Source organism: Desulfofarcimen acetoxidans DSM 771 (genome assembly GCF_000024205.1).
GTDB classification, from domain to species: domain Bacteria; phylum Bacillota; class Desulfotomaculia; order Desulfotomaculales; family Desulfofarciminaceae; genus Desulfofarcimen; species Desulfofarcimen acetoxidans.
This window is the reverse complement of sequence record NC_013216.1, coordinates 167115-183994: the sequence shown is the minus strand read 5'-3', so window position 1 is coordinate 183994 and position 16880 is coordinate 167115. Positions and strand designations below refer to the sequence as shown.

Here is a 16880-nt window from a genome sequence, read left to right as displayed (position 1 = left end):
ACTACTCCTCCTATGGCAAGAACTTTATTTTCCTTAAGCCTTGGATTCCGTTAACATCTATTGTTGGTGGTCCTGACTTTGAGGCTGCTCTATATGTGAAGGTCAGCCCATTACCGTCTTTCCCAACAAAAACACCTGGTTTCACTTCTTTTATTGATGATATATTTACCTGATTCCTAAAGAAATCCCAAGCATCATCAGCAGTTCCTTTGACAGCCCTAATTCCACTACTCTCAGCCTTTGTCCCAATTTTTTTAAGAGCATCAGAAGTAAGTTTCAAATTACCCGCGCCCTTAAAAAACTTAAGAGCTCTTAATCCCTCACCTACACTAATTCCCATTAATATATTCTGGAATACGTTACTATTAATAATCCTAGCTGTTGCGGTATTTTCCAAATAATCTGGGCTAACAACATATCCTTCACTGGGTTCTTCATCCCAATGACCCGTTGGGTCAACAGTGCTCACAGGATTATTCCCACAATAAGCATATAAATTAAGCGTCTGTGGGTCAGCATGATTTATAAAACTATGCGGGTCCCTCGTCAAAAACCTCCCCAACGCCGGGCTGTAATACCTGCTCTTTAAATAATACAATCCCGTCTCAGTATCATAGTAATAACCGGCGTAGCGGAAGGGTGACTTTACCGATTCATCCTCACAGATAGGAGTGCCCCATGGGTCGTAGTCATACCTGTTTTCCTGATCTGTGTTTCCGTAGTCATCCGTCATTGATAAGCTGATGACATCGCCCCGCAGGTTATCGTGCACTATATACAACTGCTGGTTATTCTCGAAGGCGATTAGTTTGCCCGACACATAGTAGTAACAATAGGTACCATTGGGGCCGATTTCCCTAATTAAGTTCCCGGAGGCATCCCAGTTATAGTTGGTTGTTCCTTGAGCGGTGACTTTATTTCTCCTGGTGCCGTCGTGGTTGTAGGTATAGGTGGCCACCAGACTCCCGTCGGATGCTTTATTGACCCGGACGAGCTGATTCAAGGCGTTGTAGGTATAATTGAAGCTGCCGTCGCCGGTCATGTTACCGTTTTGATCGTAGGTGAAGCCCGGACTCGTGATCTCGTTGATGTTGTTGTAGGCAAATGTCCTGTTTCCTTTGGTCAGGAGGTTGCCGGCGGCATCATATGTGTAATTCTGTTGAATTCCTCCGTGTGTCCAGGAGGCAAGCCTTCCGTCAGCATCATAGCTGAAACTGTGTGTGCCGTTCCACGAGCTGTAGCCGGAGATAGTACCGTCAGCATAGTAACCGTATGAGTAACCGGATCGATAGGGGAAGTATTGATCCTGGATACTGATGCACCAGCCATTGACCAGATAGTTGATTATTCTTTGGCTGGTAGCATAATGCAACTGGTGATTAACAATGTAGGACGGGTTATACTCAACGTTAAAAACACGCCCTTGACCATCGCGATTATAGTAGATTATTGCACCGGGTAGATATAGTTTGTATATATTATTGCCACCGTCATACTTGTAGTGGCAACTGTAATCAATACCAGATTCCAACTCAAGATTGCCGCTTTTATCTAAGGAGTAGTTAAGCTGATAGCCTAATGGATCTGTTGTACCGGTTACTCTGTGTGCTCCGTCGTAGTTCCAGGAGCAACCGGCTCCGTTTTGATCTGTAACGCTGATCAGTTCTCCGGCTCCGTCATAGTAATAGTTATAGTATTTGCCATCACTTAGTGTAATTTTGCTCAGGCGGTTGGCGTTATCATATTCCAGGCTTTCGCTTTGGCCGTTGGGCAGGGCAATTCCCGTCAGGTTACCGGATCTGTCATAGGTATAGGTGGCGCTCCGGTTCTGTGAATCGGTCAGGGCAGAAAGCCGGTTCAGGTTGTTTGGCCCGTAGAATGTGCTGTATGTGTTGTCCGATGACGACGCGCTCCTGGGGTCGCGTGTATAAATCAGGTTGCTTACGGGATCGTACTGGTAATAGGCTTTGCGATTTAAAGGATCTGTTACTCTGATGAGACGGTTCAGTGTGTCATAGTTAAACCAGGTAATATGATTTAGAGGATCGGCGTGTCCTATCATGTTGCCGACGTTTGCATCGTATGCGTAAGCATTTTGAATACCCAGGGCATCTTCCGAGAGGGTCATGTAGTTTCCTCCGGTATAGCTGCCGGGATTGGTATAGTCGCTGGGCTTATCGTAAGTATATTGCATGCTGTTTATAGGTGTCAATTTCACGTCGTCGAAATAGGCTGCACCGCTACCGTTTAGTATGCATTGGAGCCGGGCGTGGTTGGCATTTGCAGGAGCGTTGGCCATACTTGCCATTCTTGTCCAGCCCTGAGTTCCGCTGATACAGGCGGTTTGTACGGAAGTCCCGGAGATCAGGTTGTTCGAGGCGTCATAGTAGTCGATCCGATAGCAGGCACCACTGCCGCTGACACCGCTGGTATTAATCATGCCGGATAAGGTCAGCGGCTCCCCTGCGTAGGTGGGAACGTCCTGGTAGGTGGTTCCCGCCGCGGTCATTTTTAATGAGTAGGAACCTCCCCAGGAAAGGCTGCTGTTAACAGTAGCGGCACCTCCGGGAGTCCAGTAGTCCAAGGTGTCTTCAAAACTGCTGTTTTCCACGGAGTTGAATTGACTGATGATATGATCTTGACTGCAGCTGCCCTTGCACAGGAGCTGCACTCCGTCAAACCAGGCGGTACCGCTTGAATTGTTCAATCCCATGAAGACCTGCACATGATATAAAGCGCCATGGTAAGGTGGGCTAGGGAGAAACGGTACTGTGGTCGGCAGGGTAATCGTGGTTCTCCCGGAACCGGTACATATAGCGTATACATATGCGTAGTTGCCGTAATCGTCATGGAAGAGAAAACCAATTTTTAAGCCGCTGCAGCTATCTTCTCCAAATGGTTCTTCACCATCAGAACTAATACCGCCTGTGACTTTGTTAAGTTTAACCTCTGCTCTCAGTGTTAATGCGTCTAAGCTAAAGTTAGTGTTATTTATATCCTGTCTAAAATAACAGTATGGTGCAGTGGTATTGCTGATTTTGAGCGAGTAGTTGCCATGTGGGTGGAAAGAATCATCCCGGCTCACAGTGGCGCTCCCGTTCATGCCCCAATTGGCTGGCAGGTTATCATTGGTGTCGAGCATCTCCATACTGCCGTTTAGGACTAGATTGTGGTATCCCAGCACGTTAGGGTTGTATTGGATGATGTTGCCATATTGGTCGTAACTATAGCTGCTTGATGCCTTTTCGTTGGGATCGGATGTGGAGAGCAGGTTTCCCTGGCTGTTGTATGTGTAATTAGTTTCTCTGCCGTTGTTGTCTTTTTTTGTTAGAAGCTCGTTGTAGTTGTTGTAGGTCATGGTTTCGATGATGTTGTTGCCGGGGTTGCTGTCCACGGTAATTGTTTTTTGGGTCATATTGCCCATGTTGTCATATTGGCAGTTTGTTGTGCCTTTAGCGTCTTGAGACTGGGTAAGGTTGTTGTCAGTCCAGGTATAGTTCCAGGTGTTGCCGACTCCGTCCTGCTGTTTGATAAGGTTGCCGGTATTATTGTCATGATGGTAGGTGTTTGTCCTGTTGCCTGGGTCGGTGATAGTGGTGACCATTGTATTGCTTTGGAGGAATTGGTTAAAGGTTGTTGTATAGAAGTCCTGGTCGTTGGAACGTGCGTCGTTATAGCTCAGCAACTGGCCGTTTGGGTTTATGTTGAAAGTGGTTTTACGGTTTAACGGATCGGTAAAGGAATTCAGATGCCCGTTTGAATCGTAGCTGAGGGTAAATGTATTATTTGATGGATCGGTTGCTGAGATTAATTTGTTGTTTTGGTAGGTAAATCTGTATGCATGGTTTGCCGGGTCACTTATAGATGTCACCTGGCCGGCGGAGTTATAAGCGTATGTGATTTTACGGCCGGAAGCGTCGTAAAGCTGTGAAAGCCGCCCGTTGTTATCATAAGTATAGGTTGTTATGTTGTTGTTCCGGTCAATGCTTTGAGTCGGTTTATTGTTTTGGTAGGTGTATGTGTTATGTTTTTTGTCGTTGATTATGAAGTTTCCCGGAGCTGTTTTTTGCAGAGTAAGATAGATACCGGAAGGCGCGGTATATCCGCCGCTTCCGTTTGGTGTAAAGGCATGGGATGAGCCGTCGCCTCCGTTATAAATGACGCTTCCGTCTTTACACTCGGTTAGGCCGGTGTCGGAACCAAGATGCCAGCCAATGCCCAGGGGGCCGTTTCTGCCGTCAATGGAATTGTAGGTGATGCTTTCTCCGATGGGTAAACCATGACCTGGGAGATAGAAAAGGGATTTGTTTAAGAGCATGTTCAGGTTGAAGGTGTTTACTGGGGTGTTCCACCCTCCGCCCAGGCTTGCTGTGTTGTAGTTCCAATAGGGCAGAATGCCGGTTCCCCACATATCGGTGGTATATAAGTTATTGTCGAAACTCATCTTACATGTTGTGGCGTCATCAATGGGTAACGGCTGGTTGCTGCTGTAGGCTGCTTGATATTCGGTTAAGGTACGGGCCCGAGAGGAGATGCGGAGATCATCAAGCAAAGTGGCAAAATTATTAACTAAACCTACGGAATCAGGTAAACCAACTGGTGCTGTAAAAGCTTTTGTACCGATTGATTGGCCATTAACCATTAATTCTCTGGTACCGACAGTTGCATCCCATGACATACAAATATCAATTGGCTGATGAGCAACCGCTATACCGGCGACTGAGGAGATACTGTCATTGACGGCACCATAATCCCATAAAACTCTTCCTGTATTGTCAAAAAACAATAGAAACCGTCCGGTACTTATATCCATATAAAAATAGTTGTTCCAATTATTAATTGTTAAAGGATTAAAACGTATCTCAATTGTGCCTTTATCTTTGTTGAATATTCCCACTGTGGGAATATTCAAATCTTCAGCGGCGCGAGAAACCCCATTAATTTGATATGAAGTAGCATAAGCTTTTGCCTCTAATTGTGCCCGAGCAATTTCAATATATGTCCATGTGCCGGAAGGTTGAAAGATATCGACAGCGCGAATACAATTATCATTCATCACTGTCGTGTAGGTAGCGTTAGCACGTTTTAGACCACCGCCTAAATCTTCTATTGTCGCAGGTACTAAGTGATGTCCATTGTTAGTGTAAAAAGTAATATATAGTCCTGTTATTGTTCCATCATGGTGAAAGTAAAAGCTTTCTGTATAAGTAGTTCCATTAACAATACTGATGTTATAGTTGCAGAGAAATTCATTATCAGTTCCTTTTGATAATCGCCAAAAACCATTGCTTTGCTGGATTGCATGTGTGTTTGATGGAAAACTATAAAATGTGGATAATTGACTTTGATCAAAAAGGTTCGTTGTTCCTTCCTCAATCATTATTGCCTGTCCAAATTTGCTTGCCTCATAACGCGGCTGGTTTACCTGAACTTGTGTGCCGTTTTGTTTATATGCAATTGATGAACGAGAAAATGCCGCAGTGATTCCTGTATTTATCACACCATAAGATGCCGTATACAGATTACCATCGAAGCTCATCTTACATTTCGTGAAGCCATCAATGGGTAGTGGCTGACCACTATTATAGGCAGCCTGATGCTCAGCTAAAGTGCGGGCCCGAGAGGAGATGCGGAGATCATCAAGCAAAGTGGCAAAATTATTAACTAAACCTACGGAATCAGGTAAACCAGCTGGTGCTGTAAAAGCTTTCGTACCGATTGATTGGCCATTAACCATTAATTCTCTGGTACCAACAGTTGCATCCCATGACATACAAATATCAATTGGCTGATGAGCAACCGCTATACCGGCGACTGAGGAGATACTGTCATTGACGGCACCATAATCCCATGAAATTCTTCCTGTATTGTCAAAAAACAATAGAAACCGTCCGGTATTTATATCCATATAAAAATAGTTGTTCCAATTATTAATTGTTAAAGGATTAAAACGTATCTCAATTGCGCCTTTATCTTTATTTAATATTCCCACTGTGGGAATATTCAAATCTTCAGCGGCTCGAGAAGCCCCATTAATTTGATATGAAGTAGCATAAGCTTTTGCCTCTAATTGTGCCCGAGCAATTTCAATATATGTCCATGTGCCGGAAGGTTGAAAGATATCGACAGCACGAATACAATTATCATTCATCACTGTCGTGTAGGTAGCGCTAGCACGTTTTAGACCACCGCCTAAATCTTCTATTGTCGCAGGCACTAAGTGATGTCCATTGTTAGTGAAAAAAGTAATATATAGCCCTGTTATTGTTCCATCATGGTGAAAGTAAAAGCTTTCTGTATAAGTAGTTCCATTAACAATACTGATGTTATAGTTGCAGAGAAATTCATTATCAGTTCCTTTTGATAATCGCCAAAAACCATTGCTTTGCTGGATTGCATGTGTGTTTGATGGAAAACTATAAAATGTGGATAATTGACTTTGATCAAAAAGGTTCGTTGTTCCTTCCTCAATCATTATTGCCTGTCCAAATTTGCTTGCCTCATAACGTGGCTGGTTTGCCTGAACCTGAACACCTTCCAGGTTGTAAGCAGTTGACGAACGGGTAAATATTGCGTCAGGCAAATAAATAGTAGGATCAATAATTATAGGGTAAACGGCTTTCTTTAACCAGTCGGGATCAACCGTAAGTTTTAGTGAGCCAGTATCGCTTATCACGATGTTAACTAATTCACACCGATTTCCGTTCTTATCAACAGCAAATGGCTTGGCCATGTAAAAAAGGGGTGTAGATGAGCCGGGATCTAAAAAACTAATTTCTCCACTGGACTTATTGTCATAAACGGCATTACTTACGCTTAGTTGAAAATTGAATTCATTAACACCGGTATACTTTTGGACAATTATATCCTCTTTAAGCCGGTTTTTCTCTAATGTGTATCTGATGTTTGTATTAGGATATATGTTTTCGTATGTAATGGTGTTTTTGTAGACACTGCCGGATACGGAGGCAGGGTTCAATGGATTCAGCATCAAATTGGCGTTTTTGTAAGAGAACCGCAGCAGGTCGCTGCCGGCATGGCGGGAAAAGCCAACAGTAAAAGGACCGGATTTGTTTTGGATGGGAAAGATTGTGTTCATGTTCCTGCCTGTTGAGTGTACATCAGAGGCAACGCTTGTGTTACTTAAATCCGTTTGTTGGGAGGTGAAATTTTCCTGGGCCGGGCTGTCAACAACGCCGGAATCACTCTGGTCTGGGTTCATAATCTGCCCGGAATCTATCAAATATAGATCGTTTTCTTCCATACCAGTTTTTGAATCGGTGATTGCTGAAGTATCGAAATCACTTGCCGGTGCGGCGGATGAATTGTAGGTGCTTTCAGTATCTGAAGCAATAATATCAGAACTATTGTTATTTTCATAAACATAGCTGGCAATGCTATTTTCATTGTTCTGGTTTAATGTTGAAGTTTGATTATAAACAGTATTACTTACGCTGGGATTAGAGATATCAGGCCTTTCCATCATCTTTGGCATGTGAATGACCTGCTGCATATGGATGTCGCCTGACTGGTAAACATACTCGCCGGTTGATTGAAATGTGTTCGGGATTTCGGAATAGTTTATCACCTTATTGATGTAATCAGGATTATCCGAGTAGACTCTTTCAGTCAGAGCTTTTTGAGAATTAAAGGGTGTAAACATCAATGAGTCGCTTGTGAATATTTTTTGCTCAACATAAACATCTCCGGTGACACTATTATTTTGTGCGGAAGTCTCCGTTTCTGACTGATTGGTCATATTGTCACTTGGAGATTCGTTGCCGGAGTTCCCTGAGGCAATTGATGTCTGTGAGTTATTCGGTAGGCTCATAGCTTTTGCATTATTTGTGATATAGTAATTCGGAATAAAACCGGTATTTGAAATTAGCAGCATTATTATTGTTAAGACACAACAGATGCATTTCTTAATCCTTGAAGAAGGTTTTGGCATATAATATTTTTTCTCCAATCTTAGACCCCCTAACATGTTTTTCCTACAATGAAATATTTGTGTTAACTTTTTTAAAACTTCTTTTTTATCTGCTACGTAAATTTTCAACTATTTATTCAATATCACCCCTCTTATCAATTAATTTGTACATTTTTTATATCTAACTTTTAGGAGAAATTTTGTTATTTCATTCCTAAAAGTAAAATTAATTTCTCTGAATGTATCATGAACTTACTTCATTGTTTTTATCCGTTAATTAATCATCTATTGCTATTTAATAAAATTCTTCAATCAAAATCGGCAAAATCCTGCAATATAATTTACATAATTTAACGATAATAGTTGATATTATTCGACATAAGATATATTAACAAAATTCTTAAAATATTTAATATATAGATATTTTGATGATTCATGTCAAAATACTAATGTCTATTATATTGGACCAATAACACCTTATGTTCAGGAGTTTACCGGTGCTTAAAACAAATGGAACAACAGAATCCAGTCACCGCTAATTGGGATGCATCAAATGCGGGGTCTGCCAAAAGGCTGTATGGAATAACGGACGATGGAGGGCTATCATCATTCATTGGGATTATTTCTGGTTTTTGTCAAAAATACAGTGTTAAATAGAGACTGACTTTCAATCCTAAACTAATATTAAGTGACTTAAGCCCCGATATTTTGGGATTTATTGTTACTTGCAGTATAGATCTTGTTTAATAATTAACTAAAAAATACAGATAGATTAAAAGATGATGAAAGACTTGATGGTACATTTGTAATCCAGACCAATCAGCAAGACTATCCTGATGAAAAGTTAATAGATATTTATAAAAATCTGAGCAAAGTTGAAAATGCATTTAAAATTATCAAAAACGATTTAGATATACGTCCTATGTACCACCGAAAAGAAAATAGAGTAAAAGGTCATGTATATATTTGTGTTATAGCTTATTTTATTATTGCTGCCTTAGAATACATAGCAAAAATATAGTATAGAACTTTTTATCGAAAACCCTGTTATTAAGAGGCTTTTAGCGCAAATAAGGTTGAACATTAGTTGAAATTGGCGAAAGAAAGGGTAAGCACGGCAGGAGGTTCCGCTAAATATCGATACTCGCCAAATATTGAGGCGATACCTTCAAGATAACCCTGACTTTGATTACATTTTTCCGAACAAGACTGGTGGCCATATAACTACTTGAAGTTTACAGCTTGTTATCGAAAAACACCGAAAAATCACCGGCATTGAACATCTTAATACTCACTCGTTAAGGCACAACTTTTGCCATGAACCCGGTTAGCCGTAAAATACCTTTAGATGTGGTGGCACGGCTGGCAGGGCATGTTAAAAGCGATGACACCCCAAATATTCAACAGACGTTAAAACATATACACAACCGGGTGAGGACGATTTGCAGAGGGCTGTAGATGGGTTAAGCTAGCAATAAGAAACGAAGGAGCCGCAAGGCTTCTTCGTTTCTTTATAGAAAAAAAGACCGAGCCTTTGTTGCTCGGTCCGTTTTTTACTTAGGAGTATAACCAACACCGCGAGATAACTGATAGTTAATATACTGGTTAAGGCTGATATTTTCCTCTTTCGCTCTTTCAGCTAATATCCGATGAAGGGTTTTGGGTATACGAATTCTTAATTGGCCGGAATGTTCATCGGTTATTGGTTCAGGTACAGGGCGGCCAAGTTCGAGGCATGTTTCAATCCAGGATTTTTTAGCATCTTCTATATTTGTAAGGGCTTCTACTGGTGTGTTGCCATCAGACATGCACCCAGGAAGTAGTGGGATTTGAGCCAACCATCCCTCACCCTCATCTTTTGTGAGTTTTCTTAATTTTATATCATAATTGAGTTTGAGATAATATTCCATGTTTTTCAATTTACTTATCCTCTTTTCTTAATTTTTCTATTGCGGCTATGGCGATTTTAACGTAAATGGATTTAATTGGTTTATCTTTTGGGACTGTGACTATATCATCTATTTTATCGTGAAAGTAAGTGTAATGGCTGGAGCCTTTACTTGGTTGCCGCCGTTTAAAGTTATATTTTTTAAGAATTTTATCAAGCTCATCGAATTCTACATCTTTAGGATTACGAACTATTTTAGTGTATAGCTTGCTAAATTTAGTCATTAATTTCACCGCCTTAACGCTATGGTATCATATATGGAACCAATAATCAAGAAATTATACTGGCGTAGTTTAACGGTAAAACGAGTGACTTATAATCGCTTGATGCTGGGTTCAACTCCCGCCGCCAGAACCAGACGATCCTACCACGCCTCTTGTCCAGATGCCTCATCATTAGCTTATACCGACTTATACGGATATCTGCATGTCTTACACCTTAAAATCCATCAATATCACACCCCTTAACAATAATTCCTCTTGTTTATCCTAGGTTATTGATATATATAGATATGTGGATATTGAATTTGACATAATAATCCGTATACCCTTTTTGTTAACATACGTAAACTTTTAAAAAGAAAAACTTATCTGCTCCCCAATGAAATTTATCCCTCGGAAAGTTTTAGGTAACTCCAAAGAACTTAAGAATTTTATACTTTGAACAACCCTCTCAATTACAGACAAGTCAGTTCTTTTTTCTTGACCATTCCTGGTTAATACCTTTGCTTTGTCTTCTCTGCGGGAATTAAGCCAGGCTGAACTGTCAACCGAATAGAATGGATAATTCATTAATATTTCTGCTTTGGTAATACCTAATCCATGAAAGGCAATTTTGGGATACCGAAGAAATACTTCCGTTAGAAAGGTCTCCCTGTTTTTTTAATTAGCGGTACCGCCAATACCAATCACCGGATATTCCATGACCAATTTATCCAACTCTGCTAAATTAGTGCTTATGTGAAATACCGGTATAGGTGTCAACCCGCATTTTTCCATGTATCGAAGATTTTCCATCGTTTTTTATGGTTCCCAATTTCATCCTTAACAAAATAATGTTCAATTACACTTTTAAGCAATTATCCCTTGATCCCTAATTTCCGACTTAAATGCCTCCCCTTTCGTGACAGAATAACCAAACAAAAAACCTCAACCCTTTTGTAAAGGTGGAGGTCGTGGTTAGTTAATATTTTTTCAGTTAATTATTAACCTTTGTAACACTATTTAAAGTTTCTAAAAATTCCTCTAATGTTTTAGCTTTTACAGCCCTTCGGTGAAGCGTTTTCAGGACGCTTATATCCCGAATAGAAGACAATTTATTGCCTATTTTAGAAGAACACATTCCAATGTTCTCTTCTAAAGCTTCAAGTATAGACTGCTGCATTGCCTGTTGTATTCCCTTTTGTATTCCCTTTTGAAACCCTATTTGCTCACCCTGATCAATCCATTTTTCACGAATACCATCAAATAACGGGGAGTTTTCCATTTTATTCACCTCAATATATTTTAGAATTATTTCCCTGGTAAACTTAATCGTTGACAATACCGCCAGTCCAAGATATAAATCTGCCCGTAGACCTTCATCCTGAACCTCATCAACTCTTTGAACACATTTTGCAAATACTTCCTCCGGTGCCTCATCATGTCGCATTAAAACTACCAAGGGAATCAATCCTACTGGTCCGCTTCGCAAGAAATCCTGTCCGGGTAAGTCTGATAAGTTAATCTGTCTATAATTAAAGGTAACCACCGTAAAATCCAAACAATCAAAGCAGTAACTTTCATCCTTCTTTTTATGCCCTGTAAGGTTTACTATTACAGGGTAAACTGGTTTCTTAAACTCCCGATGCTGCATAGCAGTGTATTCTAAAAGTCGTCGAGGCATTTCCCGGTCCGGCCTAATCTGCATTTCAATAGCCATAAGATATTCGTAGCCATCTTCACTAACTCGAAAAAGCATATCAGACTCTCGCTTTACCGCTATAGCTTCCTTTTCTACTCGCTGAACGTCTTCTACAGTTATACCTCGTACCATTTCTACAAAATGAGATGGGTACCTTTCAGCCAGTGCCTTTAATATAAGATCGTAATCTTGAGACATATTATCACAACTCTCGGTATTATGGTTTTATTTTACACTAATTAACACATTGTTTCAATGAATAAAATTATTATGATATTTTGTTGTGGGTATTTCCTGGTTTAACACCAATAATCAAGGGTATTGTTGTTCTCCGAACGGCGGCAGGTATCAACCGTATTCTTCCCATAAGAGCTTTAGTGTCACATCGCTTTTCAAAAGTTCCTTGTGGACATAATCGTATGCAGGAGTGACAAGAACAGGCACCTGTGATTCCTCTGGGAATAGCTGTTGGTGCAGTTCCTGATTGTTCAAGGAGTTCAGGGAATCTTCAGAAACCGGATGGTCCTGCAACGCCCTAAAACCTGGATTCCCGGTAACACATAACGATATAGCCTTAAACTCTTAATTTAACTGCATAGTCACCTCGTTAGGTATTTGCACACATAACGAGTCCTTCAAGAACTTAATATTTGCCAAAAGCCTTGTAAATGAACCGGTTAAGCGATTCCTCGTTATGTATATGCAGGAATCTAGGTTTTATTGCAGAGCCTAAAAAGTAAAAGCCAGGGTGATTTCACTCTGGTTTTTACTTTTTAATCAAAAATTTTTCAAAAAATTTTAAACAGAAGCCCATTACCACAATATAGCCTCATTTGATTCCGTCCAGATAGTAGGGCTTAGCGGCTGTGGTGACTGCCCTGAGGCTGGATTAGTTTTCCGCTTTTCCCTACCGTCTAATTTTACGAAAAGCTAGCAGTAGCAAGTTGCATCACTGACCCTTTCAAGAGATATTCACAAATTAACAGACATTGCCTCGAATTGGAAACCTACTACGCGTATGCCATCCTTAATAACTTCAATTAATTCATTAACTTCTTCTGCTGTCCAATCAGGTGTAAACGTTTCCCCATCATGTTTTAAAGCTGTTAAATTATTTCCATAAAATAACTTGTCATAAATTAAATTAATTATGTTATTGTCTTGATTCCCATAGAATTTAGTGTCTAACGAATTCGCTAAATCAGAAATAATATTCCAATAATCAAGGAAATATGTGCAATCTATCTCTTTTTTATTCTGTTGTAACCATGTTAAGGCTTTATCAATTGATAAAATGGTTTTTCTTTCTTCAATCTTTATATTATTGCTGGTTGCATAAGTAAAAAGATTCTCCATATTATCAAAATATCTTATCTTATTTGATTCCGTTATGAAACCGTCTCTTTCATTGGAATACCAAATACAATAATATTTTATACTATGAATTATGAATATGAATGGAAAATATTCCTTCACAGCAAATCCCCCTCAGACAAAGTCACAGTTACCGAAGACATCCCAGTTGTAGTTGGTTGTTCCCTGAGAGGTGGTCTTGCTCCTCCTGCTACCGTCGTGGTTGTAGGTATAGGTGGCCACCAGGCTGCCGTTGGATACCTTGTTGACCTGGACGAGCTGGTTCAGGGCGTTATAGGTGTAATTGAAGCTTCCGTCGCCGGTCATGTTGCCGTTCCGATCGTAGGTGAAACCGGGATTCGTAATTTCGTTGCTTCTGTTATAGGTGAATTCCATGTCCCCTTTGGTCAGGAGGTTGCCGGCGGCATCATATGTGTAATTCTGTTGAACACCGTTGTATGTCCATGAGGTAAGCCTGCCGTCGGCGTCATAGCTGAAACTGTGCGTGCCATTCCATGAGTTGTAACCGGAGATGGTGCCGTCTGCATTGTAGCCATATGAATAGCCGGATGCATAGGGGAAGTACTGATCCAGGATGCTGTTGCACCAGCCGTTGGGCAGATAGTTCATTATTCTTTGGCTGGTGGCGTAATGCACCTGGCCATTCAGAGTGTAGACCGGGTTGTACTCGATGTTGAAGACACGCCCTTCGTCGTCTCGGCCATAGTAGATAAAGGCATTGGGCAGTTTTGCTTCGTACATATTGTTGCTGCCATCGTAATAGTAAGTGCAACCGTTCTTACTTCTAAAGTTGCCGCTCTTGTCCCAGATGTACGTAAGTTGGTAGCCGAAAGGATCAGTCGTGCCTGTCACTCTGTGTGCGCTGTCGTAGTTCCAGGAGTAGCCGTCGCCGTTCTGCTCGGTGACGCCGGTTAGATCGCCCGCACCATCGTATGAATAATTATAGCATGTGCCGTTACTCAAGGTCACCCTGGTTAGACGGTTGGCATTGTTGTAGGTCAGGCTCTCACTCTGGCCGTTGGGCAGGGCAACTCCCATCAGGTTGCCGGACCTGTCATAGGTATAGGCCGCGCTCTGACTCAACGGGTCGGTCAGGACAAAAAGCTGGTTCAGGTTGTTCGGCCCGTAGTAGGTGCTGTAGGTGTTGTGGTGCGTAAACGATTAGAAATACGCAGATTATAAATTAATTGATTAAGTTGACAATACTATATCCAGGAACCAATATAGGCTACGGGCTTCCTAATTGAGGTTAGCAGGTAACTTGCTGCCACATTGCCCTTATTTACGCCATTAAAATAGCCATAACCTCCCACACCGGCTTGCAAAGTAACACCGCGAAGTTATACCCAACCAGCAACGGTTGTTAGAAGCATCGTAATAGTCGACATGGTAGTAAGCCCCATTTCCACTGATACCACTGGTAGGCGGCTCGGAACTTTCCAAAGTAGTCTTTTTGTTACTTGTAACAATTCCAATTTTTTATTTTTTCTGCTCCGGTTTTACCTTATATGTCATCATTGTTCCATCATCGTTAATTTTCACGACCAACCCCTCGTCTTCGCCTTTCTTCCCCGAATCTGTGATATACGACGATAAATCAGGGGAGCGGTATCCTTCGGTGCTAGGACTGTCCCTTCCGGCAATAAGATCTTCCATCGTCAATGGTTCTGTGCGGAAAGGTTCTTTGCGGCAAAAGGCATCTTCCCCCAGATGCTTTTTGACCCTTTCTTGTATTTCCAACATTTCCGAATTTATTTCCATGGGCTCATCTGAAGTTAAAAGTATGAATCGATCTCTAGCGAATTCCTCCACCTTACAGGGAGCGGTTTGGATCACCTCTTTCCCAAACATCTCAACATAGGGAGGCCCATATAGCGTCATCCAGGTTATATGACCCAAACATGTTTTATGGCTAAGTCCTGGTGTATAGATTAAGTTTGAAATATGGCAGGCGTAACCATAAACTCCATTTGACCAGAGAAAGAGCTTTTTGGCTAACTCTATGAATTTTTTAGTTCCGTTATTTTTTATAACGAGTTCCCTGGACATGTCAAGTCCAATGATATTAGAATTATCATTTTTCCAACTTATATCTCCATAGGTTTTTCGACCTTTCAACATAATGCCTCCGTAAAATTTTCCCGCCTTTTCTGAATCTACCCACATTTTTTTGGCTACTTCCATGGAAAATGGGGTTTTAATAGGTTCATACATTCCAATTTTATGAGGAAGATAAGCTGGATTAGCATCCTGGAGCATCTGAAAAAACTCCTCTGCAAAATGTTCTTCTCCAAAAGTTTTATACCCGTAAATTGTTAAATAAACGTCGTCAGATTTTTTACCTTTCATAATGGTCCCCCTATCTGTTTTAATCGAACCCATTAAAACATATTTCGAGTTAGGTTCCATAGTCTTCTTGAAACCAGTTATTCCAACCGGGTGGGAATACAAAAATCGAAGGTGGTGCTTTCAAAGCTTCATCAATATTAATCGGAATAAGCTTGCCATTAACCATTCTATACAATTTCCCACCGGTATTTTTAAGATTTTTAAGAAGGGGTTTTGAACACTCTGTTGTTTCATTAATAACTATATAGAACCGAAATAATAAATATCGTTATAAATTAAACGCAAAGTCTCTTTTTCACATCTTCCGAACAGCATTTGATTTCCTCTAAAAACGAGTCAACAGATTTTTGAATTTCTGAAGCATTTTTATGAAAGCGATTATAAATAGCTGTATTTTTTAACCATTTCCATAACTCTTCTATGCAATTCAGATTGGGTGAGTAGGGTGGAAGAAACTTCAAAAACAGATGATCCTTATGCTCGTCTAAAAAGTCTTTAAGTAATTTTGCATGATGAACTCTTGCATTATCAAGAACAATGTAAATTTTAGAAATGTCATCTTTTAAAAAATGTGATACCAATTTTTTAAGAAAATCTTTGAATTTTTCTGCATCGATTTTGTCATAATTTACACAAAAAACTTTACCCGTATAGTAGTTTAAAGCACCGTATAATGTAACTTTTGCATGGTGTCCATAGGTCTTAATCTTTTTTTGCTCACCTTTTGGGAACCATGCTCGTTGTAAACCTTGATAATCCCTAATGTGAGATGCATCCACATATAGGAGTATTTCACATTCAGTGAGATTTTTTTAACTCTTCCAGCTCATCTTGAAAAGCTTTTTGTTTTTCCGGATCAGCTTTGGCTAATACATAAGTGGGACGATTATAACGAAAATCCATCTTAAGAAGCATGCGCCAAACACCATCTGATGTATATTTAACGCCGTATGTATCATGAATGTAAGCAGCGAGGGTTTTACAATTCCAAGTAGTATGGGTACTAAAACCAACCTCTGATGGTGATTGTTTCAGTACCTCTTTGACCTCTTCTTTTTGTTCATTGGTTAGCCTTGGCGGTCTTCCCGGTTTTTTTGATACATGAAGCAGTTTTTCAACTCCACCTTCATTAAAGTAAGCAACGTATTTTCTTATGGTTTGTTCACTTATATCAAGATATTCGGCAATCTGCTTTGCTTGTCTCCCTTTCATGACAAGAATAACAGCTTGAACTCTGCATCTTAGTTTATATGGTGTTTCTCTTTTTATCTTATTCAAATCCTCAATGGTTAAATTTTGTGGATTGTTTAAATGCAATTTCCTCATGGTAATAATACCCCTCCCCACACTTGATTCTATTTTACAGGATAGGAGTAA

12 protein-coding genes, 1 tRNA gene and 1 pseudogene are annotated in these 16880 nt (G+C 40.5%); 3 read left to right on the top strand and 11 right to left on the bottom strand.

Translation table 11 applies throughout. The annotated features are described in order from the left end of the window. Nucleotides 1-10: 10 nt before the first annotated feature. A complete protein-coding gene (locus DTOX_RS00810; RefSeq protein ID WP_042315218.1) occupies nucleotides 11-7969 on the bottom strand; it encodes an RHS repeat-associated core domain-containing protein in 7959 nt (2652 codons plus the stop codon). Nucleotides 7970-8440: 471 nt separating this feature from the next. On the opposite strand from DTOX_RS00810, the gene DTOX_RS25175 reads away from it, so the two are divergent. Together DTOX_RS25175 and DTOX_RS21875 are read left to right on the top strand one after the other, a co-directional pair. Continuing rightward, on the top strand, nucleotides 8441-8587 hold the full coding sequence (locus DTOX_RS25175) for a hypothetical protein (protein ID WP_083773334.1): 147 nt from the start codon (nucleotides 8441-8443) through the stop codon (nucleotides 8585-8587). Nucleotides 8588-8711: 124 nt separating this feature from the next. Then, a pseudogene (locus tag DTOX_RS21875) lies at nucleotides 8712-8942 on the top strand (transposase); the annotation flags it as partial. A gap of 541 nt (nucleotides 8943-9483) precedes the next feature. On the opposite strand, the gene DTOX_RS00805 reads toward DTOX_RS21875, so the two are convergent. Both DTOX_RS00805 and DTOX_RS00800 read right to left on the bottom strand, forming a co-directional pair. Continuing rightward, nucleotides 9484-9849, bottom strand: coding sequence for a type II toxin-antitoxin system HicB family antitoxin (locus DTOX_RS00805; RefSeq protein WP_012813566.1), 366 nt, complete (start codon nucleotides 9847-9849; stop codon nucleotides 9484-9486). Between the two features lies 1 nt (nucleotide 9850). Continuing rightward, entirely contained in the window at nucleotides 9851-10102 is a 252-nt protein-coding gene (locus DTOX_RS00800) for a type II toxin-antitoxin system HicA family toxin (RefSeq protein WP_012813565.1), read from the bottom strand. Nucleotides 10103-10160: 58 nt separating this feature from the next. Here DTOX_RS00800 and DTOX_RS00795 point away from each other — a divergent pair. Further along, a tRNA-Ile gene (locus DTOX_RS00795) sits at nucleotides 10161-10235 on the top strand. Nucleotides 10236-11075: 840 nt separating this feature from the next. Here DTOX_RS00795 and DTOX_RS00785 read toward each other — a convergent pair. From DTOX_RS00785 to DTOX_RS24645, 8 genes are all read right to left on the bottom strand, one after another. Then, nucleotides 11076-11978, bottom strand: coding sequence for an RpnC/YadD family protein (locus tag DTOX_RS00785; RefSeq protein ID WP_012813564.1), 903 nt, complete (start codon nucleotides 11976-11978; stop codon nucleotides 11076-11078). A 150-nt stretch (nucleotides 11979-12128) separates the two neighbouring features. Beyond that, nucleotides 12129-12311: a hypothetical protein gene (locus DTOX_RS22735; protein ID WP_157862815.1), complete on the bottom strand. Its 183-nt coding sequence runs from the start codon at nucleotides 12309-12311 to the stop codon at nucleotides 12129-12131. Nucleotides 12312-12752: 441 nt separating this feature from the next. After that, the gene (locus DTOX_RS00780; RefSeq protein ID WP_012813563.1) at nucleotides 12753-13256 is read right to left on the bottom strand and encodes a hypothetical protein; all 504 of its coding nucleotides are present in this window, start codon (nucleotides 13254-13256) and stop codon (nucleotides 12753-12755) included. 12 nt (nucleotides 13257-13268) lie between these two features. Then, nucleotides 13269-14237 (bottom strand): hypothetical protein, encoded by a 969-nt coding sequence (locus DTOX_RS00775; RefSeq protein WP_479690833.1) that lies wholly within the window; start codon nucleotides 14235-14237, stop codon nucleotides 13269-13271. Nucleotides 14238-14633: 396 nt separating this feature from the next. Then, the gene (locus tag DTOX_RS00770) at nucleotides 14634-15503 is read right to left on the bottom strand and encodes a hypothetical protein (RefSeq protein WP_012813561.1); all 870 of its coding nucleotides are present in this window, start codon (nucleotides 15501-15503) and stop codon (nucleotides 14634-14636) included. Between the two features lie 49 nt (nucleotides 15504-15552). Next, on the bottom strand, nucleotides 15553-15678 hold the full coding sequence (locus DTOX_RS24655; RefSeq protein ID WP_278184566.1) for a hypothetical protein: 126 nt from the start codon (nucleotides 15676-15678) through the stop codon (nucleotides 15553-15555). Nucleotides 15679-15778: 100 nt separating this feature from the next. Further along, entirely contained in the window at nucleotides 15779-16282 is a 504-nt protein-coding gene (locus DTOX_RS24650) for an IS630 family transposase (RefSeq protein WP_278184565.1), read from the bottom strand. Between the two features lie 19 nt (nucleotides 16283-16301). Further along, nucleotides 16302-16829, bottom strand: a complete 528-nt coding sequence (locus DTOX_RS24645) for an IS630 family transposase (protein WP_042315212.1) — start codon at nucleotides 16827-16829, stop codon at nucleotides 16302-16304. Nucleotides 16830-16880 lie beyond the last annotated feature (51 nt).

Coding starts and splice junctions, on each gene's coding strand:
- DTOX_RS24645 (WP_042315212.1), bottom strand. CDS start 16,829: ATGAGGAAATTGCATTTAAACAATCCACAAAATTTAACCATTGAGGAT.
- DTOX_RS25175 (WP_083773334.1), top strand. CDS start 8,441: ATGGAACAACAGAATCCAGTCACCGCTAATTGGGATGCATCAAATGCG.
- DTOX_RS00770 (WP_012813561.1), bottom strand. CDS start 15,503: ATGAAAGGTAAAAAATCTGACGACGTTTATTTAACAATTTACGGGTAT.
- DTOX_RS00785 (WP_012813564.1), bottom strand. CDS start 11,978: ATGTCTCAAGATTACGATCTTATATTAAAGGCACTGGCTGAAAGGTAC.
- DTOX_RS00800 (WP_012813565.1), bottom strand. CDS start 10,102: ATGACTAAATTTAGCAAGCTATACACTAAAATAGTTCGTAATCCTAAA.